The following is a 22,238-nucleotide window of genomic DNA, read 5'->3' as shown; positions in this document are numbered from 1 at the left end:
GCGGATGGCGTATGCCCTCCGCCCCCTTTGCACGTAAAGGCAACACCATGAAACCGACCCTGATCGCCGTCCTCCTGGCCGCCGGCTTTGCCGCCAGCGCCCAGGCCGCGCCCGCCGCCCCTGCCGACCTGGACCTGGGCATCACCTATTACAGCCGCGTACTGACGCCGGAAGGCGTGACGCGCGAAAGCCGCTACGAAGAAAAAATGCTCCGCCGCCCCGGCCACGTGTGGGTCGAGCGCGTACTGGCGCCGGCCACCGACGCGCATGCCGGGCACAGCCATGGCGAGAACAGGAAAATGGCGCTGAAAACGTCGACCGCGGCCACGCAGCATGAGCACAAGCACTTCAATCCCGTGCTGATTCCCCGCCACGTGATGCTGGAAAAGAACACGGTGCGCGTGGAATACATCGATGCGCACGACAAGATCGTCGTCTCCATCCCGAAAGCCGAGTACGAGAACGTCAATTTCGACGGTTCCTGGGAAAACAGTTTTTATCTGCTGGACCCGAAACTGGTGGCCGCCATGCCGCTGTCGAAACAGGCATCGAACGTGACGGGCGCGCGCTGGCGCGAAGTGGAAAAAAATGGCGTGTTCCAGCGCATCCTGTGGGATGAGCAAAAGCAGATTCCCTTGATCATCGAAAGCGGCGACCGCGCGAACACGTTCTACCGCCGGGTCGACGTCAAGCTGCAGCCAGGCGTGAGCAAGGCGCAGCCATGGGCAAACCTGCAGAACTACGCGCAGCGCGAATACTCGGACTACCTGGACTGAGCGCAAGGCGCCACGCCGCGCTTGACCGCACTTTGCCCGCTCGCTAGTATCGAAAGCGTACAGCAAAGGGAGCGCGGCATGGATGAACAATTCGAGAACGGTTTGCGCATGCGCAAACAGGTGATGGGCGACGCCTTTGTCGAACGCGCGTTTGCCCAGGTCGACGCCTTCACGGCGCCCTTGCAGGACTTCGTCACGCGCAACGCCTGGGGCACGACCTGGTGCCGCGATGGCCTGGACCTGAAAACGCGCAGCCTGGCGACGATCGCCATGCTGACGGCCCTGGGCCGCGCCCAGGAGCTGCGCGGCCATGTGCGCGGCGCGGTCAACAATGGCGCATCGATGCAGGAAATCCAGGAAGTGCTGCTGCACGCGGCCGTGTATTGCGGCATGCCGCTGGCCATCGACGCCTTCCGTTCCGCGCATGAAGTGCTGCGGGAAATGGGGCTGGTGGAGCCGGCCCCGCCGCCAGGCTGACTATTCATCCATCAAATCGGGACGTAAAAAAAGCCAGGGAGCGATCCCTGGCTTTTTGACGCTGGCTGATGCCGCAGCCGATTACTCCGCCGCTGCTGCCGCCTTCTTCGCCGGCGCCTTCTTGGCCGCCGTTTTTTTCACGGCCGCAGCCTTCTTGGCCGGCGCTTTCTTGACGGCTGCCGCTTTCTTGACGGCCGTCTTCTTCGCTGGCGCCGCGCCTTCTTCGCCTTCCGCCTCGGCCGCTGCCGCTTTCGTCTTCGCGCCCGGCTTGGCCTTGCGCTCTTCAAACTCGAAGCTCACCTTGCCATCCTTGCCGCGCACGAGGAAGGCCTTGAACGGACGGCGCGTACGCTGCGAAACAAAGCCCGGCAACAGGTCCGTCTTGCCATCGTTGAGCAGTTTTGCCATTTGTTCCGGCAAGATTTCCTGCTGCAAGATAATGCGGCCGCTGCGGAAATCGCACGTCTTCGGCTTGGCTACGCTGTGTTCGCACACATAGGCCAGGCCCATTTCGTACACGCCGGCGTTGCACTTGGGGCAAGGACCCACGGGCGTCTGGCCCGTGAAATCGACGCCTTCGCCATCTTCGCTCTCGTCGTTCTGGCCGAAATCGAATTCCAGCTTGAAGTTCTTGATCTCTTCATCGCGCACGATGCGCAGGATGGCGGCGAACGGACGGCCCATCTTCGAGCGGAAGCCTTGCAGCGGGCCGATGGTGCGGTCCTTCAGCAATTGCTCCACTTCCGCGATTTCGAACTGGCGCGAACCCGGCGTCTTGCTCATCGAGAATTCGCACTTGGTGCAGGCGAAACGGCGGTAGTTTTCCTTCACCACGCCGCCGCAATTCGGGCATGGCGTTTCCAGGGTCGCGTAATCACCGGGAATCGTGTCGTTGTCGTATTCCTTGGCCCGCTTGACGATGATTTGCGTCATCTGCGCGATTTCACGCATGAATTCTTCGCGCGAAATCTTGCCTTTTTCCATCTGCGACAGCTTGTATTCCCACTCGCCCGTCAGCTCCGGCGCCGTCAATTCATTGACGCCCAGGCCTTTGAGCAAGGTCATCAGCTGCGATGCCTTGGCCGTCGGAATCAGTTCACGGCCTTCGCGGATCAGGTAACGCTCCGTCAGCAAGCCCTCGATGGTGGCCGCGCGCGTGGCTGGCGTGCCCAGGCCCTTGCCGGCCATCGCATCGCGCAGCTCGTCGTCGTCGATCAGCTTGCCGGCGCCTTCCATGGCCGACAGCAAGGTCGCCTCCGTGAAGCGCGCGGGCGGTTTCGTCACCAGGCCGTTGGCGCTGACGCTTTCCGTCTGCACTTTCTCGCCCTTGGCCACGGGCACCAGGTTGCCGTTGCCATTGCTTTCCTTGTCCGCATCCGTCGATGCTTCCTTGCCGTAGATGGCCAGCCAGCCCGGATTGGTCATGACCTTGCCTTCAGTCTTGAACTGATGGCCGGACACTTCCGTGTAGCGCGTGGTGACCTGGAATTCCGCAGGCGGGAAGAACACGGCCATGAAGCGGCGCGTGACCAGGTCGTACAGCTTCTGTTCCGGCTCGGACAGGTTTTTCGGTGCAATCGTCGTCGGGATGATGGCGAAGTGATCCGAGATCTTCGTGTTGTCGAAGATGCGTTTGTTCGGCTTGACCCAGCCCTTGTCGATGATCTGCTTGGCGAACTGGTGGTAGTTGCTGTTTTCCTTGACCGTTTCCAGCGCCTGCAGCACGGTCGGCATGTAGTCTTCCGGCAGGTGGCGCGAATCGGTACGCGGATACGTCAAGACCTTGTGCTTTTCATACAGCGCCTGGGCCAGGCCCAGCGTGTTCTTGGCCGAGAAACCGAAACGCGAGTTCGCTTCGCGCTGCAGGCTGGTCAGGTCGAACAGGCCCGGCGCCATCGAGGTGGTCGGCTTCGACTCTTCCGTGACGATGCCTTGGCGGCCGCGGCAGGCGGTGGCGATCGAGTCGGCAGCCGTCTTGCTCCACAGGCGCTCGGCACGCTTCTCGGGATCGTTCTCGTCCTTCTTGAACTTCGTGTCCAGCCAGCGGCCTTCATAGATGCCGGCTGCGCAGACGAATTCGGCGCGCACTTCCCAGAAGTCGCGCGGCACGAATTTCTTGATCTTGTCTTCGCGTTCGACCACGATGGACAGGGTCGGCGTCTGCACGCGGCCCACGGTGGTCAGATAGAAGCCGCCTTCTTTCGAATTAAACGCCGTCATGGCGCGCGTGCCATTGATACCGATCAACCAATCGGCTTCCGAACGGCAGCGGGCCGCATCGGCCAGTGGCAGCATTTCTTCGTCGCTGCGCAGGTGCGAGAAACCGTCGCGGATGGCGCCCGGCGTCATCGACTGAAGCCACAGGCGCTTGACCGGCTGCTTGGCCTTGGCGTTTTGCGCGATCAGGCGGAAAATCAGCTCGCCTTCGCGCCCCGCATCGCATGCGTTGATGAGGGTGGTAACGTCTTTACGTTTGATCAGCTTGTTTAATACTTTGAGGCGCGCTTCCGTCTTGGCGATCGGGTTCAGCGCGAAATACGGTGGAATCATCGGCAAGTGCGCGAAACTCCATTTGCCGCGCTTCACGTCGAATTCTTCCGGCACGGCGATCTCCAGCAAGTGGCCGACCGCCGACGACAGGACGTATTCATCCGATTCAAAGTACTCATCGTGCTTGGTAAAGCCGCCAAGCGTCTTCGCGATATCGTTCGCGACAGAAGGCTTCTCGGCGATGATGAGGGTTTTTGTCATATTTTTTAGTCTCGAAAAATGCTCTAGGATAGTTTCAGCATGCGCATCATACAGTGCATTGCCAAGCGCCGACGCTTTTGTCTGCGCAAGGCCTTGTGACTTGTGGTCTTGTCAAGCGGCCAATGATAAGCGCCTATTGAAGAATTCGGCAAGTTATCTGCAAGCAAGAATGCGCAGGCGCAAACCCAATGGCCGGGCGGGCGCGCCGGTACAGCACATAGTAAAGGGGATGGCTAGGCGGCGGCGCCAGGGTCGGGCAGGCAGCGGCAGCGGCCGCCAGCGACGTCTATATATTAGTGCAATAAGCGCGGCGGGAGGTCTTCATCGTCGACAAACAGGTCGTCGAACATCAGGGCATCCGGTTCCTTGCCCTGGCTCCACAGCAGCATCAGCACGATGACTTTCAGCTTGCCCAGCGAAACGGGCGCCTCGTCGAGGGCCAGCGCCCGCTCGATGACGATTTCGCGCTGCAGCGGCGACAGCACCTTGGCGCTTTCCAGGAACTGGATGAAACCGATGGCGGCCGTGCCCAGCACGTCGCTTTCCTGCTGCACGTAAAAGCGCGTGCCCGTGGAACTGGCTGTCAGGGTCTGTTCGACGCCGGCCATGGCGTTCAAGTCCGTCAGCCACACGAGGGCTTCGGAAATCTCCACGTCGTCGAAACCGACGGCCGACAGTTTGCGCGCCAGCACTGCCGGCTCGGGGCAGGCATCGGGGCGATAGTAAGTCTCGTAGAGGTACACCAGGATATCGAACATGGCTCTACTCTATCAGCTAAGTTCGCTGCGGCACAAGGGTGTGCGCCGACAAAGCGGCCCCGTGCGGCAAGGCCGCCACACAAGTGACAAGCTGTCATTTGCAGCGTTGAAACAGTCCTCCCGGCAAGCGTTCCACCCGGCCCGCCAGCTCCAGCGCCAGCAATTCGCCCATCAGCACACCCATGGCCAGGCCGCTGCGCGCGGCCAGCGTATCGGCATCGTGGGGATCGTGGCCCAGCAAGGCCAGCAGCGGCGTGTCCACGGGCGCCGCGTCGTCGGGCCGTGCCGCCGGCATGCCCAGCCAGGACAATTCCTGCAGCACGTCGTCGGCCGACTCGACCAGCTTGGCGCCCTGCTTGATGAGCGCATGGCAACCCTTGGCCAGGGTGGCATGGATGGAACCGGGCAAGGCGTACACGTCGCGGCCCTGCTCGCCTGCCAGGCGCGCCGTGATCAGCGAGCCCGATTGCGCGGCCGCCTCGATCACCAGCACGCCGCGCGCCAGGCCGCTGATCAGGCGGTTGCGACGCGGAAAGTTAGCGGGCATGGCGGGCAAGCCCAGCGCGTACTCGCTGACGATGCAGCCTTGTTCGGCAATTCTTTGCGCCAGATCAAGATTTCGTCGTGGATACACCAAGTCGGCGCCCGTGCCGATCACGGCCACGGTGCCGCCCGCGCCCCGCAAGCCGCCCTCGTGCGCGTGCGTGTCGATGCCCAGCGCCAGCCCGGAAATGATGGTCACGCCTGCCCCGCTGAGGGCGTGCGCGAACGCGGCCGCATTCTGCATGCCTTGCACGCTGGCATTGCGGCTGCCGACGATGGCCACGCCGGGCCGCGACAGCAGTTCGGCCCGCCCCCGCACATATAACAAGAGCGGCGGATCGGCAATTTCCAGCAGCAGGGGCGGATAGGCGGCATCGGCCAGGGTCAGCACGGCATTGCCGGGCCGCTGCAGCCACTGCAGGGTGAGTTCCAGCTGGCTGTTGGCGACGGGCCTGGGCGGCTGCGCGATCAGGCGCGCCACGCTGGCCGGCACCACCTCGCGCAAGGCGTCGAACGGGGCGGAGAAGATGTGCGGCGGCAAGCCGAAGCGGGCCAGCAAGGCGCGCGCCGCCACGGGCCCCACGCCGGGCACATGCTGCAGGCGCAGCCAGCCCGCCAGCTCCGTGGCCGTGTCTGCCGGCGTTGCAATTGCATGCATGACAACCTCGCTATGTACTGTGCTCCCCCATGCTAGCGCCATGGCGCGCGCGCGATGCCGACGCGCGCAAGGATGCGTGCCATGGCGGGGCAAAACGGCCCCGCATCCACAGGGCCATGGGCGTCTGTGATAAAATTTCCCTTTGCAGCAGACAAATCGACGCACTGGCAAACGCATCTGCCGCGCCGTTGCGCCACACGCACCCAACCGTAGCGTACGCACACTCAATAACAATCCGCCATGCCATCGCGCGCATGGCCCAGGCATGAATTATCCGGCGCACCGGCGCCCACCTTAACCAGTCGAATCCGTATGTCCATATTAAATATCCTGCGTTACCCCGATCCTCGCCTGCACACGGTCGCCAAGCCCGTCGCGGAATTTGACGAGCGCCTGCAAACCCTGATCGACGACATGGCCGAAACCATGTACGACGCCCCTGGCGTCGGCCTGGCCGCGTCGCAGGTGGACGAGCATATCCAGATGATGGTGATCGACATCACCGAAGAGAAAAACCAGCTGCAAGTGTTCATCAACCCGGAAATCACCTGGGCCAGCGAAGAAAAGCAGGTCTACGACGAAGGCTGTTTGTCCGTGCCCGGCGTCTACGATGGCGTCGAGCGCCCGGCCCGCATCAAGGTGCGCGCGCTGGACCGCCACGGCAAGCAGTTCGAACTGGAAGCCGATGGCTTGCTGGCCGTCTGCATCCAGCATGAGATGGATCATTTGCTGGGCAAGGTATTCGTCGAATACCTGTCGCCGCTCAAGCGCAACCGCATCAAGACCAAGATGATCAAGGAAATCCGTGGTCTCGAACGCGAAGCGAGCCTGCGCGCGCAGAATCGCCGCTTCTAATCCGCTTTTTCCGCTGTGCTGATAGACTGACCGTAACACCCTGCCAGCCTGGCGCCTCCGGCGCGGGCCTGCGCACCTCACGTCAAGGAACCATATGAAAGTGATCTTCGCAGGCACGCCTGAATTTGCCGCCACGGCCCTGAAAGACTTGCACGAAGCGGGCTTCGAGATTCCGCTGGTGCTGACCCAGCCCGACCGCCCTGCCGGACGGGGCATGCAGATGCACGCCTCGGCCGTCAAGCAATACGCGCAGCAGCATGGCATCGAAGTGCTGCAGCCGCTGTCCTTGCGCATGGACAGCAAGGATCCCCAGCGCGCCGCGGAAGCAAAGGCAGCCCACGAGCGCCTGCTGGCCACCGACTACGACGTGATGGTCGTGGCCGCCTACGGCTTGATCTTGCCGCGCAGCACGCTCGACATCAAACCCTGCATCAATATCCACGGTTCCTTGCTGCCGCGCTGGCGCGGCGCCGCGCCCATCCACCGCGCCATCGAGGCCGGTGACGATGAAACGGGCGTGACCATCATGCAGATGGAAGAAGGTCTCGATACGGGCCCCATGCTGGCCATCGAGCGCACGCCCATCGAGGCGGGCGATTCCACGGCCAGCCTGCACGACAAGCTGGCCAGACTGGGCGGCAAGATGATCGTCGAGACCCTGCGCAAGATGCAGCAGCAGCCGCTGGAAGCCGTGCCCCAGCCGGAAGCGGGCGTGACCTACGCGGCCAAAATCGCCAAGGAAGAGGCAGCGCTCGATTTCAGCCTGCCGGCGCTGGAGCTGGGCTTGAAAATCCGCGCCTTCAATCCGTTTCCCGGCGCCTGCGGCCAGGTCGATGGCATCACCATCAAGATCTGGGCCGCCGACGTGCTCGAGGCGGACAGCAAGGAAGCGCCGGGCCAGGTACTGGCGGCCGACGCCCAGCACGGCATCGTCGTCGCTTGCGGCAACGGCTCCCTGCGCCTGACGGAACTGCAAAAACCGGGCGGCAAGCGCCTGCCCGCAGCCGAATTCATCAAGGGTTTCCCCCTCGAAGGCAAGCGCTTCGTTTAAGCTGCCCATCGCTGCCCGCGGCAAGGGCAGTACCTGGCGCACACAGCATCTGTGCATATTGCGCACATAAAAAAAGGCTTGCCGCGGCAAGCCTTTTTACATCCAGCCGCAGCGCTTAGCGGCGCTGCACCTTCATCAGGCGTCCGCCCACGGACGACGACAGGCTGACTTCGAAACGCCCGCCGGCCGGCACGGCGCTCACGTCGACATTGGCTTTGCCACCCGTCAAATCGCTGGCGACCACCGTCTTGCGGCCATCGGCCGCCACGTGCAGCACGGCCGCATACGGTTCCGCCTCGGCATTCCAGACCAGCGCCAGCTTGCCGCCGCTTTGCGTCGCATCAAACGTGGCATCGTTGGCGGCGGCCTTGCTGCGGCGCGCAAGGCGCTCCAGCTTGGCTAAAGCCTTGCCATTTGACAATACTTGCACATCGCTGATTTCGCCCGGGTTGGCGAAGCTGACGCGGAAGTGGCTCATGGCGTTGCCGCCATGGTCGGCCACGGAGACGCCATCGAAGGGCAAGTCGATAGTCGCTCCGGACGCCGTCAGAATCCGCAGGGTGTACGCATGGCCGCTGCCGCTGGCAGCGGTGCCGATGCGCGCCGACGAGGCAACGGCCGGGCGCAAGGCCACGCCGCCCGGCGTGATGCGGCCGGAAATGGTCAGGTAGCCATTCTCGGCCACGGACATGCTGGCGGCCAGCACATTGCTGCCCGCAGGCTGCGTGCTGCGTTTTTCCAGGAATTGCTGCACCCGCGCATAGCTGTAGTCGGAAAACCACGCGCCGCTGCAATAGCTCATCACGTCCTTCATCGGCGTGCTGCCATACACAGCCTTGCTCAGCTGGCCGATGCTACCCGCATAGCTGCTGTTGTACAGCGGTTGCGGACCCAGGTCGCCATTCGCATACGGATAGTCGGTGGCTGCGCCAGCCGGGCCGCCGCAGGCGACGTGCTGCAGCGAGTGGTTGTGGCCCAGCTCATGCACGAGCGTGGTCAGCCATTCAGGCCAGCTATTGCCGAACGGATCGACGGAGGCAATGCTGTTGAACCGGGCGTCCAGGCCGATGGCCGACGTGAAATCGCTGCCGCTGCTGCGCCCGTTGATGTAGGCCAGGCCGGCGGCGCGCGTGGAAGACATTTTCGGCACGAAACCATAATAGTAGGCGCCGCTGTCTTCCAGCGCGCGCTTGCTTTCCAGCTTGCCCAGACTATCGCTCCACCAGCTGTCGGCCGTGCTGCTGCCAGGCATGCTCAGCGCAGCGCGCGTGGTGATGCTGATGTTTTCCGTCGCATACGGATACACGCGCAGCAGCGCAGCACGGATCAGCTCGGCGTCAGGCAGTTGCGCCACGCCATCATCGGTGCTCAGCGGTACCAGCACCAGGCGAATCTTGGCCAGGCTGGCCACCGTGGGCGCCGCTTCCTGGCTCACTTGCACGCCATCATTGCCCACGGCCGTCACGCGCACGCGCACGCCGGGCAAGATCCAGCCGGACGGCAGGACGGCACTGAAATTGCCGCTGAAACTGTCATTGCTCTTCGTCGTCGGCAAGAGTGCCGGCCCCGTCATGGTGATGCTGCCCAGGTTGCTGCCATTGGCGGCGGTCGCGTTCAGGATGACGGCCGGACTGGCCTGACCCGCCTGCGCGGCCAGCACGGCCACGCGCACGGCGGCCGGCTTGCCGCGCGTCAAGCGCAAGGCCGTATCGCTGGCGTTCAAGTTCAGTACTTGCGCGAAATCGATGCTGCCCAGGGTAAAGGCCGATACCGTGCCGGCATTGACGGCGACGCGCGCAGCGGCCGACAGCATCACGTTGCCCGTTGCCGAGGCTGGCGCCGACAGCAGCAGCTGGCTGCCGCTGGCGCTGACGATGGTGGCTGGCGTACTGCCGACCGACGCCGAGCTGACCTGGTCGAGATTGCTGCCCTGCACCGTCACCGACAAGGTCGCGCCATTGACGGCCGAGGTGATCGACGTCACCGCCACGCTGGCCAGGACCGTGTACGTATCGCTGCTGATCACATCGTTATATGGACCGCGCACCGTCAGCGGCCCCGTTGCCGCGCCCAAGGGCACCACCACGGTCACGCTGCTGGCCGTCTGGCTTTGCGGCGTCGCCGCTGCGCCATTGCCAAACTGCACGGTCGTCACGGCACCCATGCCGCCGCCCGCGAGCGTGACGCTGGAACCGACGCCGCCCGTCAAGGCCGCGACACTGCTGACGCTCAAGGGCAGGTACACATTCACGTTATAGCTGGTGGCCGCCGTGCCGCCGGCGCTGACCAGGCTCAAGGCGCCCTGGACGGGCACGCCCGGCATGACCAGGGTAACGCTGCTGTCGCTGGTAGCGCTGGTGGCCACCGTCACGCCGCCCACCTGGAAGGCGGTGGCGCGGCTCAGATTCTTGCCCGTGAGCACCAGGCTGCCGCCAACGGCGACATTCGCCGCCGAGACGGCCGATACGGAAGGCGTCAGGACCGTATCACCGGAGGTGGCCGCTACCACCGTATCGCCACCGCCTCCGCCACCACCGCACGCAGACAGGCCCAGCACGACAAACAATGCAACAAGCAGATGGTTTTTCATGGCTGGCAACCATGTTGATGCAGCGCGATGCCGGGGAGGACACGAGAGAAATGTGACATATCGGTGACTTTTGGTGAGAATTTAATTTCAAGGAACCAATATTATCGGTTAATTCGATTCCCGAAGACAACTATTAATGCTTTTGATTCAATTGGTTTTGATAATAATTAAAGTATCTGCTTGGCAAACTTTATTTTTAGCATTACCGGTTTCATTCTGTATTGCTGTAAATCAAAATTATTTTCCTTTGCAGCTATTGCCATTCCATTCATGAAAAATAATTGGGACAGAGATAAATAATGTGGAAATTTTTCCACAGCCTAGACGCCATGCCTTCTTGCCAACTTTATCGGAAGAATTAACATTTTGAGTAAGATTTTCAGGAATGTAATTTGCGGAGGGGGCCGGGCAACGGCCGCCGCCGGGCTGGCCGTAACGCCCTTGTGTTGCGCGAAACACGGCAGACTGGCCTGGGGGCCGCTTTTGCTTAAAACCAAAGCAGCCTGATGCCGTATAATTTTAGGCCCGGTGAAATCAGGCGATTGCCACCTTCTGCCCGCCCTACCCGGCCGGCACTCTCCGTCCGCTGATCAAGCTGACCCGCAACCGCCTGGCCACCGCGCCGCCGCCCGTTTGCCTATTGAAAGCATGAAATGAACGCTACCGTGATCCCTGCCCTGTCCCCGACCGAAGCCACCTTGCGCGCCATTCTGGCGCAGCGGATCATGATCCTCGACGGCGCGATGGGCACGATCATCCAGCAATACAAGCTCGACGAAGAAGCGTACCGGGGCGGCCCCGCTGGCCGCTTCATCGATTTCGCCGCGCCGGCCGACAGCGGCGCGCGCGAGCTGTTCGTCAAGGGCAATAACGAGCTGCTGACCCTGACGCAGCCGCACATCATCCAGGAAATCCACGAGCGCTACCTGGCAGCGGGCGCCGACCTGATCGAGACGAATACCTTCGGCGCCACGACGATCGCGCAGGACGACTATCACATGGCCCACCTGGCCTATGAAATGAACGTCCAGGCGGCCAGGCTGGCGCGCGCCGCCTGCGATAAATATTCCACGCCGGACAAGCCGCGCTTCGTCGCGGGCGCCCTGGGCCCCACGCCGAAGACGGCGTCGATCTCGCCGGACGTGAACGACCCGGCCGCGCGCAACGTCACCTTCGACCAGCTGGTGGCCGCCTATCTGCAGCAGACGCAGGGCCTGGTGGAGGGCGGCGCCGACGTGCTGCTGGTGGAAACCATCTTCGATACCTTGAACTGCAAGGCCGCCCTGTTCGCCATCGACCTGTTCTACGAGCAGAATCCGGACGTCGTGCGCCTGCCCCTGATGATTTCCGGCACCGTCACGGATGCCTCGGGCCGCATCCTGTCGGGCCAGACCGTGCCCGCCTTCTGGAATTCCGTGCGCCACGCGAAACCGCTGACCATCGGCCTGAACTGCGCGCTGGGCGCCGCCCTGATGCGCCCGTACGCGGAAGAGCTGGCCAAGATCGCCGACACCTTCGTGTGCATCTACCCGAACGCGGGCTTGCCCAACCCCATGAGCGACACGGGCTTCGACGAGTTGCCTGCCGACACCTCCGCCCTGCTGCGCGAATTCGCCGACGCGGGCTTTCTGAACATGGCGGGCGGCTGCTGCGGCACCACGCCCGAGCACATCGCCGCCATCGGCAAATTGCTGTCCCAAAACACCCCGCGCACCGTGCCGGCCCCGTCGCACGACTTGCGCCTGTCCGGCCTGGAACCGTTCGTCGTCAACGACGAGTCGCTGTTCGTCAACGTGGGCGAACGCACCAACGTCACGGGTTCGAAGGCGTTTGCGCGCATGATCCTCAACGAGCAATACGATGAAGCCCTGTCCGTGGCCCGTCAGCAAGTGGAAAACGGCGCGCAGGTAATCGACATCAACATGGACGAGGCGATGCTCGACTCGCTGGCGGCCATGACGCGCTTCCTGAACCTGATCGCGTCGGAACCCGATATTTCCCGCGTGCCCATCATGGTCGACTCGTCGAAATGGTCGGTCATCGAGGCGGGCCTGAAATGCGTGCAGGGCAAGGCCATCGTCAACTCGATTTCCATGAAGGAAGGCGAGGAAGAATTCCTGCGCCAGGCCAAGCTGTGCCGCCGCTATGGCGCGGCCGTCATCGTCATGGCCTTCGATGAAAAAGGGCAAGCGGATACCTTCGAGCGCAAGATCGAGATTTGCGCGCGCGCCTATCACTTGCTGATCGATGCGCTGGACTTCCCGCCGGAAGACATCATTTTCGATCCGAACATCTTTGCCGTGGCCACCGGCATCGAAGAGCACAACAACTACGCCGTCGACTTCATCAACGCCACGCGCTGGATCAAGGAAAACTTGCCATACGCGAAGATCTCGGGCGGCGTGTCGAACGTGTCCTTCAGTTTCCGCGGCAACGATCCCGCCCGCGAAGCCATCCATACCGTCTTCCTGTACCACGCCATCAAGGCGGGCATGACCATGGGCATCGTCAACGCGGGCATGGTGGGCGTGTACGACAACCTGGACCCGGAATTGCGCGAGCGCGTGGAAGACGTGGTGCTGAACCGCCGCGAAGACTCGACCGAACGCATGATCGAGTTTGCCGGCACCCTGAAGGCGGGCGGCAAGGCCGAGGCGCAAACCCTGGCCTGGCGCGAAGGCACGGTGCAGGAACGCCTGTCGCACGCGCTGGTGCACGGCATCACGCAATTCATCGTGGAAGACACGGAAGAAGCGCGCCAGGAACTGCTGCACAATGGCGGGCGTCCCATCCACGTGATCGAAGGCCCCCTGATGGCCGGCATGGACGTGGTGGGCGACCTGTTTGGTCAGGGCAAGATGTTCCTGCCGCAAGTGGTGAAATCGGCGCGCGTGATGAAGCAAGCCGTGGCCCACCTGATTCCGTTCATCGAGGAAGAAAAGCTGCTGGAAGAAAAGCGCACGGGCATCGTTGCCAAGCCGAAGGGCAAAATCATCATGGCGACCGTCAAGGGCGACGTGCATGACATCGGCAAGAACATCGTCACCGTCGTTCTGCAGTGTAATAATTTCGAAGTGGTGAACATGGGCGTGATGGTGCCGTGCTCGGAAATCTTGGCCCGCGCCAAGGTGGAAAACGCGGACATCATCGGCCTGTCGGGCCTGATCACGCCGTCGCTGGAAGAAATGGCATATGTCGCCAAGGAAATGCAGCGCGACGAGCATTTCCGCATGCTCAAGATTCCCCTGCTGATCGGCGGCGCCACCACCAGCCGCGCCCACACGGCCGTGAAAATCGCCCACAACTACGAGGGCCCCGTCATCTACGTGCCGGACGCCTCGCGTTCCGTATCCGTGGCGCAATCCTTGCTGACGCCGGAACAGCGCGACAAGTATGTGGAAGACATCGAACTCGACTACGCCCGCATCCGCGAGCAGCACGCCAACAAGAAGGCGCTGCCGATTTTGCCGCTGGCGCAGGCGCGCGCCAACAAGATGGTCGTGCCGTTCGACGGCCCGTGCACGCCCGTGAAGCCAAAGTTCATCGGCCGCCGCGTCTTTAAAAACGTCGACCTGGCCACCCTGGCCAACTACATCGACTGGGGCCCGTTCTTCCAGACCTGGGACCTGGCCGGCCCCTTCCCCGCCATCCTGACCGATGACGTGGTGGGCGACGCGGCCACCAAGGTGTACGCGGAAGGCCAGGCCTTGCTGAAAAAACTCATCGACGGGCGCTGGCTGACGGCCAATGGCGTCGTGTCCTTGCTGCCGGCCAACAGCGTCAATGACGACGATATCGAGGTGTACACGGACGATACGCGCAGTAGCGTGGCGTTCACGTATTACGGCATGCGCCAGCAGGGCGTCAAGCCCGTGGTCGACGGCGTGCAGCGCCCGAACCAGTGCCTTGCCGACTTCATTGCCCCGAAGGAATCGGGCGTGAAGGATTACATCGGCATGTTCGCCGTGACATCCGGCCTCGGCATCGAGAAATACGAGAAGCGCTTCGAGGATGCGCACGACGATTACTCGTCCATCATGCTCAAATCGCTGGCCGACCGCCTGGCCGAAGCGTTTGCCGAATACCTGCATGAGCGTGTGCGCAAGGATTTGTGGGGCTATGTGCCGGACGAGCACTTGAGCAACGACGACATGATCGGCGAAAAATATGTGGGCATCCGCCCCGCGCCCGGCTACCCTGCCTGCCCCGAGCATACCGTCAAGAAAGAGATGTTCGACGTCATGCAGGCGGAGGAAATCGGCATGCAGCTGACGGAATCGTATGCCATGTTCCCCGGCGCAGCCGTGTCCGGCTTCTATTTTGCCCACCCGGAATCGAAATACTTCGTCGTCGGCAAGATCGGCATGGACCAGGTGGAAGACATGGCCAAGCGCCGCGGCGCCAGCATCGAGGACGTGGAACGCTGGCTGTCGCCCAATCTGTCCTGATCCAGGTACACGGCGCGCGGAACTTATCGCGCGCCGCAGCGCACTAACGCAGTATGCCGGTCGGCATGCTGCATGCCCGCTCCGGCCCGTTTCCCAACTGGCAAGGAGGTAATATATGGCAACCAATTTCAAACTGAAACGCTGGCAAGATCAAGTGATCCTGCTGCTGGGCCTGTGGCTGCTCGTCTCGCCCTGGGCCTTTTCCTATCCCGAAGGCTCGCCGCAGATGGTCAATGCCTTTGTCTCGGGCCTCGTGATCGCCATCCTGGCCGCCTTCGACCTGTACAAGACGTATTTCTGGGCCGTCGTCGTCAACCTGCTGGTGGGCGTCTGGGTCGCCGCCTCGCCGTGGGTCCTGCGGCTGGCCGAACAGCGCGTCGTCATGTGGAACGAGCTGATCGTCGGCATCGCCGTCGCCGTCCTGGCCCTGTGGGAACTGCGCACCGACCCCGAGCTGCACAAGCACTGGCCCGGCGCGGCCGCATAGCGGCGTAAAAAAACCCTGCCACGGCGACGCCGTGCAGGGCTTTTGAAGAGTGCGCCAACAATGTTGTCGGATTACGTGCGGCGTTGCCGCCCTAATCCGACCTACAGCGCGTACCTGACAACGTTGTCGCTCCACTCATAGGCGGCCATTTCCAGCTCCACCAGGTCGTCCGGCGACATGGCCAGGTCGCGCAAGGTGGGCACGATCTCGCCTTCCATGTCTTCGATGCGCTCGATGCATTCGGCCAGGCGCAGCAGGTCGCCATAGAAGCCTTCGCGCGACAGCAGCGCTTCAGCCACTTCGTCGATCACTTCGATCTGGCCGAGGATTTCCGACATCGGTACGCCGAACAGGGTATCCATCAGGGACATGATGCCGACGGTAAACGCGATATCGGCCGAGTGGGCGTGGTTCGGACGCAGTTTATGCGCGAGCAATTCCAGCAAACGGCCGCGCGTGGTGGCCAGCATCAGCAGCGGCGTCATGCTATGGCCGCGCTTGCTTGGTTCCGCATACAGCATGATTTGCAGCCAGCGCTGCAATTGGCGGCGGCCCAGCACGGTAACGGCCTGGCTCAATGAATCGATGCGCTGACGCGCGCCCACGGCCGGCGTATTGACCAGGCGCAGCAGGTTCAAGGCCAGCGACACGTCGCGCTTGATGGCGCGCTCGATATCCATGTTGTCGGCGTCCGACGTCACCAGGGTCATCAGCTCCATGACGGCCAGTTGCGACGGCGACAGCTTCTTGCCCGTCATGATGGCGGGCTTGGCAAAGTAATAGCCCTGGAAGTAATCGAAGCCCAGGTCCAGGCCCGACTTGAATTCTTCGCGCGTCTCGACCTTCTCCGCCACCAGCTTCTTGTTTTCCTGCTTGAAACGGGGCGCCAGCGCTGCCAGCACTTTCGGGTCGACCGTGCTCATGTCCATCTTGACATATTGCACCAGTGGCAACAGTTCCTGCACTTGCGACGTGTCGGACACCACGTTTTCCAGCGCGAAGGTGAAGCCGTGGCCCACCAGTTCGCTGATGCGTGCGCGCACTTCCGGCGTGACGGGCATCGATTCGACGATTTCCAGCACGACTTTTTCACGCGGCAGGAAAACGAAGATGTCGCTCATGATCACGTCGGCATCGACGTTGACGAAACCGAGCGCGTCGCCGATGACCTTTTCCATGCCCAGCTGGGAAGCGTGGGCAATCACGGACGCGGTGGCGGACAGGTCGCTGGTAATGTTGGCGGGACCGACCGGAGCGTTGCGGAATAGCAACTCATAGCCAAACAGGGCTTGATTGCGGTCAAGGATAGGTTGTCGCCCCAGATAGAACTCGCGCACGCGCAAGGGTTTCGGGGTGATGTCGTTGCTGGAAATATCGATCATTAACTCTTCATCAATCAGGTCGAGTGACACCGGCCGCGCGGCGCCCGCATCAAGGTTCACTATTGACAATACTTTAGCTGAATTTCGCCCGCGCTGTGGGTATTTTGGCAGCAATCAAGCGTATTGTCGTCAACAAATTAGGCTACCGGCGTGTCTTGCACCATCCCGTCGACAAATAACTTCAATTCACCCGGCGCAAACGCCGTCCATTGCTCATTTGTCGTCAGCGGCTGGGTAACGATCACGGCCACGCGGTCCTGGGGCGTCGTCACCTGGGAAAAGTCCACGCTCAGGTCTTCATCGGAGAGTTTAGCAGTTGGAAACGGATGTTGTCGCACCAGATAGTACAAGCTGGTGGAACAGTGGGCAAACAGCGCTTCGCCGCTGGACAGCATCATGTTGAACGTGCCATGGGCCGCGATGCTGGGCAGCAACTCCGCCAGGGCCGCATGCAGCTGCGGCAGTGCCGGCGGGGCATCGCCGAAGCGCGCATGCAGCTCCTGCAGCAGATAGCAGAACGCCAGCTCGCTGTCCGTGCAGCCCACAGGGCGGTAACTGCCCGTCAGCACGGGATGGAATTCCTTCAGGTCGCCATTGTGGGCGAACACCCAGTAGCGGCCCCACAGTTCGCGCACGAACGGGTGGCAATTTTCCAGCGCCACCTGGCCTTGGGTCGCCTTGCGGATATGCGCGATGACATTGCGCGACTTGATGGGGTAGCGTTTGATCAGTTCGGCCACGGGCGAGGCGATAGCCGCCTGGTGGTCGACGAAATGGCGCACGCCGGCGCCCTCGAAAAAGGCGATGCCCCAGCCGTCATGGTGGGTATCGGTATGGCCGCCGCGCATGGCGAAGCCGGTAAAACTAAAGACAATGTCCGTAGGGACATTGCAATTCATTCCAAGAAGTTGGCACATGATCTGTTTGCAGCGGGATAACACGGCCACCATACCATGCCGTCCGGCGGATTGGTATGGCGGCGATGGCCATCCGCCTAGTGCAACAGGACCGGCTGGCTCATGAGGGAATCGTAGCTGCCCAAAAATTCATCGATCTCTTCCATGCTGGGTTCGCTGGCGATCAATTCCGTGACGTCGCGGCGGAAATGCTGGGCAAGTACGCCCGCGATGAAGGTTTCGCGCTTGCCGCCCTTGTCGACGATTTCATAGCCGCCAAAACGCAGGGCTTCCAGGTCGACGTCGGCGCCGAATTCCACGACGCTGTATTGCTCGCTGTTATAGATCAGGTTCATTTTGCATCCTTCGCTCAAGCAGGAGAATCTCCTGCGGTGTCAGAACAGAGGTGGGGTTGATACGGCGCCATTTCAAGCGCCATGCCACCCGGCGGGCTACAGAGTTGTAACGAGATGCAAATTGCGACTGCGGTGATGCAATCAGGAAAACGTCAAAAACCGCGTTCAGGACACCACCATGTCTGCTTGCAGCGCCAGCAGGGCATCGTAGGGACTGGCAGTGAGCCAGGTGCGCAATTGTTCGATGTGCGAGGCGTCGGCCAGGCTGATGAACAGGAGCGCGGGTGGATGGCGCAGCAGACGATTCAATGTTACACGCAATACGAGATTGCCGCTGCAGCACAGGCAACCAGGCGCAATGCGCAACAGTTGCAATGGAAACGATGGAGAAGGGGAAACTTGCTCGGCCAGGTCGGCCAGGATGCCGTTGCCGTCAGCCAATCCTTCGAGGATCACGGCGGCCGGCTGGTCCGGCGGCAAGGCGCGCGCGATGGCCGCCTCGCGCCCATCGGCGCGTCCGCCGCTGACCAGGGTCAGCGGCGTCGGACGCCGCACGGCTGGCGTCACAGGCCTTTCTTGGCCAGCTTGCCCGGTTCGACGCCCAGCTGTTTCAGCTTGCGGTACAAATGGGTGCGTTCCAGGCCCGTCTTTTCCGCCACGCGGGTCATGCTGCCGCCTTCGCGGCCCAGGTGGTGTTCAAAGTACATGCGCTCGAACGCATCGCGCGCCTCGCGCAGCGGCAAGTCGAACGACAGGTTGTAGCCATGGCCTTCGGCCACCGCCGGCATGGCGATGCCTGGGCGCACCATCAGCTGTTGCGGCGCGCTGCCGCCAAAGCTGGGCACGGGATGGCTGCTTTCCTCGGCCACCACGGGTGCCGCCGGACGGGGCGCCACGCTCGGCGCGCGCACGGTTTCCTGTGCCCGCGTCAAGCCTTGCTGGACTGCCTTCAGCAGTTTTTGCAGGGCAATCGGTTTTTCCAGGAAGTTCATGGCGCCGATGCGCGTGGCCTCGACCGCCGTATCGATGGTGGCGTGGCCCGACATCATGATCACGGGCATGGTCAGCAAGCCATCGCGCTGCCATTCCTTGAGCAAGGTGACGCCATCGGTGTCGGGCATCCAGATATCCAGCAATACCAGATCCGGCGCACCGGCGGCACGCGCTTCGCGCGCCTGCTGCGCATTTTCGGCCAGCTGGATAGCATGTCCTTCGTCGCCCAATATTTCCGAGAGCAACTCACGGATACCCATTTCATCATCCACTACGAGTATGTTTGCCATTCGTGTCTTGCCTTCCTCATTTCGCCGGCCGTCGCGCACAAGATGCACACGGCGGACAACTATGATTTTATTAGTGTTTTAAATACTAAACCAGACCTTCATGCCAGGAATTCCTGGGCAGGAGTGTCGGGAGCTAACTTTAACAGCAAAATGACCACCGAAGCGCCATTGCCGTCGACCCGGTTCTCGATATCGATGCGTCCGCCATGTTCATCGATAATTTTCTTCACCATCGCCAGGCCCAATCCCGTGCCCCGCGCCTTTGAGGTCACATAGGGCTCGAAGGCGCGCGCCAGGATTTTTGGCGCGAAACCAGGGCCATTGTCGGTGATGGCCAGCCGCACGGCGATATTCACGCCGCCGTCCGCACTGCGATAATGAATTGCTTCCGTCCGTACGTCAATCCGCGGATGCGGCGAGTCCGGCGGCAGGTCCGCCATGGCGTCCTGCGCATTCTGCAGCAAGTTATGGATAACCTGGCGCAACTGGGTGGGATCGCCCATCACCATGGGCAGGTTCGGCGCCAGCATGGGGTGGATGATGTCGCCATCGTCGCCGCGCAGGTAGAGGTTCAGGATCTCTTCGATCAGCTCGTTCAAGCGCAAGGGCGTGAGCACGGCCGGCGGCGTGCGCGCATAGTCGCGGAAATCGTCGACCATGCGCTTCATCGCATCGACCTGCTTGACGATGGTGGTGGTGGCGCGGCTCAGCAAGTCGGCATCCGGTTGCTCCAGCTTGCCTTCCAGCTTCATCTGCAGGCGTTCGGCCGACAATTGGATGGGCGTGAGCGGATTCTTGATTTCATGCGCGAGGCGGCGCGCCACCTCGCCCCAGGCGATCGAGCGCTGCGCGGAAATCACGTCGGAAATATCATCGAACACGACGATGTAGCCGCTGCCGGACTCCAGCGGCAGGCGCGAACCGCGCGCCAGCAAGGTGATGTCATGCTCGTCGGCACTGCTGCCCACGCGGCGCGGAATCTCGATCTGGCGCTGCCAGTGCAGACGCTGCTGGTTGCGGCCCGATGCCGATTGCGCGCTTTGCGCCGTGAAGGCGCTGATGATGGCGCCGCCAAACTCTTCCATCCCAGCAATATCGGCCAGCGGCTGGCCCACCATGCTCATGCCCGAATGCTGCAGGATGCGCTCGACCGATTCATTGCAGGTCACCAGCTTGAAATCGCCATCGAGCACCATCACGCCGGCCGACATGTTCGCCAGCACGGATTCCAGGTGGGCCTTGGCGTTTTGCAGCGCGGCGCGGTTGCTTTCCACGGCCGTGCGCGCGTCGAGCAGCTGGCGCGTCATGATGTTGAACGACTGCGTCAAGGTCCCCAGCTCGTCCTTGGTGGCGACGATGGGGCGCGGCGACAGGTCGCCCTCGGCCACGGCGCGCGTGCCTTCGGCCAGCAGCAGCAATGGCTGGGCCAGGTTGCCCGCGATCAGGAAAGCGCTGCCGATGGCGCCGAAAATGGCCAGCAGCAAGGTCAAGGTGAGGATTTCCATGTACATCTTGCGCAGACCCACGCGCGCGACAAAGCGTTCCTTGTATTCGCTGTAGGCGGCGCGCAGCACCTCGCCATTCGTCGCCAGCTTGGGCGGCACCGCCTGCAGCAGTTGCAGGTAGCGGGGCGAGACGGAGGGGCCCGGCACGGCCACCAGCACCCGCAGGCGCAGGCTGGCCGCCGGTTCCAGCGGCGCCGGCACGCCCCCGCGGAAACCGCCGCCGCCCGACTCCGTGCCATCGTCGTGCAATTCCAGGCCCCCTTCCGCGGAGGCATAGCCAGCCGGCAAGGCCGCCTGCACCAGCATGGCAGGCGTCGGCAAGTCGGCCGCGCTGTGCGGTCCGGCGCTGGCCAGCAGCACGCCGTCGCCGCTGACGATCATGACGTTCTGCATGCCCTCTTCGCGTAGCAGGCTGGTCAGCACGGCCGGACCGGCCACCGGATCGGCGCCCAGTTCATCGACCGCCTTGTGGCCCCGGTGGTCAAGTTCGACCAGGGCCGCATCGAGGCCCGCACGGCCCAGCTCAATGCCCGATTCCAGCGCCGCTTCGATCTTGACGTTGAACCAGGATTCGATGGAGTGGGATACGAATTGCACGGAAACAAGGAAGATCACCAGCCCCGGCAGGATGCCGACGGCGGCGAACAGCATCACCAGGCGCGTCATCAGCTTGGAGCCGAACTTGCCGCTCTTGTAGCGCGCGTACAGCCGGGCCAGGGAAATGCCCACCAGCGCCAGCAGGGAGACGGCCACGGCCGCGTTCAGGCCCAGCAGCCAGGTGTAGTAACGGTCGAAGAAGCCGGAATTGTCGGAAGCCGATGCCAACAGGAACAGCAGGATACTGACAATGCCGCCGCCCACCACCAGCAGATAGCGCAATGCTTGACTCACTACTCCGCCGTATACAAGAAGGTTTTTTTATTCGAAGCCAGGCGCCAGTCGCTGTTGTTGAAGGCATTGACCTGTATGGGCTTGGGCAGGTAGTCGCGATCCATGCCCATGCGCAAGGTGACGTTATACGTCTGCCCCACTTTCAGCTCGCCGCGCCGCGCCACCAGCCAGCGGCTGGGACGGCGGATCAGGAACAGCGCATCGTCGAGGGTGGGAAAGCTTTGCTGCAAGCCGCCGCCCGACACATGGTACTGGCGCGTCAGCACGTTGTACGACAGCTTGCTGGTCTGGCGCGCCACGATGGCCTTTTCATCGAACCAGTACCAGCGGGGCCGGGTCAGTTCGATTTCCGTCGTGAAATACAGCGGCACGCCATGCTGTACCGCATCATCGAGGTCGTGATTGAGCTCGAAGGAATACGTGGCGGCCAGCTTGTAGCCCTCTTCGCTCGACTCGATGTAGGCACGGGTGATCTCGACCATGTCGGCGGCATGCGCGCGTGGCATGGTACATGCCAGCATCAGGAGCAGG

Annotated in this window: 17 protein-coding genes; 6 read left to right on the top strand and 11 right to left on the bottom strand. The window is 62.4% G+C overall.

Features of this window, described 5'->3' with window-relative positions:
* Positions 1-47: 47 nt before the first annotated feature.
* Together VPH41_RS25710 and pcaC are read left to right on the top strand one after the other, a co-directional pair.
* Positions 48-776 (top strand): hypothetical protein, encoded by a 729-nt coding sequence (locus VPH41_RS25710; RefSeq protein WP_328571958.1) that lies wholly within the window; start codon positions 48-50, stop codon positions 774-776.
* Between the two features lie 78 nt (positions 777-854).
* Positions 855-1,253, top strand: a complete 399-nt coding sequence (pcaC, locus tag VPH41_RS25705) for a 4-carboxymuconolactone decarboxylase (RefSeq protein WP_152256175.1) — start codon at positions 855-857, stop codon at positions 1,251-1,253.
* An 81-nt stretch (positions 1,254-1,334) separates the two neighbouring features.
* On the opposite strand, the gene VPH41_RS25700 is transcribed toward pcaC, so the two are convergent.
* From VPH41_RS25700 to dprA, 3 genes are all read right to left on the bottom strand, one after another.
* On the bottom strand, positions 1,335-4,004 hold the full coding sequence (locus tag VPH41_RS25700; protein ID WP_328571957.1) for a DNA topoisomerase III: 2,670 nt from the start codon (positions 4,002-4,004) through the stop codon (positions 1,335-1,337).
* A 293-nt stretch (positions 4,005-4,297) separates the two neighbouring features.
* Positions 4,298-4,762 carry a DUF494 family protein gene (locus tag VPH41_RS25695; protein WP_034749287.1) on the bottom strand — a complete coding sequence of 155 codons (465 nt, stop codon included), beginning with the start codon at positions 4,760-4,762 and terminating at the stop codon, positions 4,298-4,300.
* Between the two features lie 94 nt (positions 4,763-4,856).
* Positions 4,857-5,963, bottom strand: coding sequence for a DNA-processing protein DprA (gene dprA / locus VPH41_RS25690; RefSeq protein ID WP_328571956.1), 1,107 nt, complete (start codon positions 5,961-5,963; stop codon positions 4,857-4,859).
* A gap of 312 nt (positions 5,964-6,275) precedes the next feature.
* Here dprA and def point away from each other — a divergent pair, with 312 nt between their 5' ends.
* Complete coding sequence (def, locus tag VPH41_RS25685; RefSeq protein ID WP_152283897.1) at positions 6,276-6,818, top strand: peptide deformylase; 543 nt, start codon at positions 6,276-6,278, stop codon at positions 6,816-6,818.
* Between the two features lie 94 nt (positions 6,819-6,912).
* Complete coding sequence (gene fmt / locus VPH41_RS25680; RefSeq protein ID WP_152283898.1) at positions 6,913-7,869, top strand: methionyl-tRNA formyltransferase; 957 nt, start codon at positions 6,913-6,915, stop codon at positions 7,867-7,869.
* Positions 7,870-7,984: 115 nt separating this feature from the next.
* Here fmt and VPH41_RS25675 read toward each other — a convergent pair whose 3' ends face one another.
* Positions 7,985-10,459 carry a hypothetical protein gene (locus VPH41_RS25675; protein ID WP_328571955.1) on the bottom strand — a complete coding sequence of 825 codons (2,475 nt, stop codon included), beginning with the start codon at positions 10,457-10,459 and terminating at the stop codon, positions 7,985-7,987.
* A gap of 653 nt (positions 10,460-11,112) precedes the next feature.
* Here VPH41_RS25675 and metH point away from each other — a divergent pair.
* Both metH and VPH41_RS25665 read left to right on the top strand, forming a co-directional pair.
* A complete protein-coding gene (gene metH, locus VPH41_RS25670) occupies positions 11,113-14,907 on the top strand; it encodes a methionine synthase (RefSeq protein ID WP_328571954.1) in 3,795 nt (1,264 codons plus the stop codon).
* A gap of 115 nt (positions 14,908-15,022) precedes the next feature.
* Positions 15,023-15,394 (top strand): SPW repeat protein, encoded by a 372-nt coding sequence (locus tag VPH41_RS25665; protein ID WP_287776775.1) that lies wholly within the window; start codon positions 15,023-15,025, stop codon positions 15,392-15,394.
* 101 nt (positions 15,395-15,495) lie between these two features.
* On the opposite strand, the gene VPH41_RS25660 is transcribed toward VPH41_RS25665, so the two are convergent.
* From VPH41_RS25660 to VPH41_RS25630, 7 genes are all read right to left on the bottom strand, one after another.
* Positions 15,496-16,776, bottom strand: coding sequence for an EAL and HDOD domain-containing protein (locus tag VPH41_RS25660; RefSeq protein WP_152256167.1), 1,281 nt, complete (start codon positions 16,774-16,776; stop codon positions 15,496-15,498).
* Positions 16,777-16,913: 137 nt separating this feature from the next.
* A complete protein-coding gene (locus VPH41_RS25655) occupies positions 16,914-17,693 on the bottom strand; it encodes a class II glutamine amidotransferase (RefSeq protein WP_328571953.1) in 780 nt (259 codons plus the stop codon).
* A gap of 77 nt (positions 17,694-17,770) precedes the next feature.
* Positions 17,771-18,028 carry a BTH_I0359 family protein gene (locus VPH41_RS25650; protein ID WP_010393222.1) on the bottom strand — a complete coding sequence of 86 codons (258 nt, stop codon included), beginning with the start codon at positions 18,026-18,028 and terminating at the stop codon, positions 17,771-17,773.
* Between the two features lie 165 nt (positions 18,029-18,193).
* Positions 18,194-18,595, bottom strand: coding sequence for a GTPase (locus VPH41_RS25645; protein ID WP_328571952.1), 402 nt, complete (start codon positions 18,593-18,595; stop codon positions 18,194-18,196).
* The gene (locus VPH41_RS25640) at positions 18,592-19,311 is read right to left on the bottom strand and encodes a response regulator (RefSeq protein ID WP_152256164.1); all 720 of its coding nucleotides are present in this window, start codon (positions 19,309-19,311) and stop codon (positions 18,592-18,594) included. The genes VPH41_RS25645 and VPH41_RS25640 overlap by 4 nt, the downstream gene beginning before the upstream one ends.
* 98 nt (positions 19,312-19,409) lie before the next feature.
* Positions 19,410-21,707, bottom strand: a complete 2,298-nt coding sequence (locus VPH41_RS25635; RefSeq protein WP_287776764.1) for a sensor histidine kinase — start codon at positions 21,705-21,707, stop codon at positions 19,410-19,412.
* A complete protein-coding gene (locus tag VPH41_RS25630; RefSeq protein ID WP_226938932.1) occupies positions 21,707-22,213 on the bottom strand; it encodes a DUF4390 domain-containing protein in 507 nt (168 codons plus the stop codon). The genes VPH41_RS25635 and VPH41_RS25630 overlap by 1 nt, the downstream gene beginning before the upstream one ends.
* Positions 22,214-22,238 lie beyond the last annotated feature (25 nt).

This window comes from Janthinobacterium sp. P210006 (assembly GCF_036231885.1).
Lineage (GTDB): Bacteria > Pseudomonadota > Gammaproteobacteria > Burkholderiales > Burkholderiaceae_D > Janthinobacterium > Janthinobacterium violaceinigrum.
Note: the sequence above shows the minus strand (reverse complement) of the source record. Positions and strands in the feature narration are given on the sequence as shown.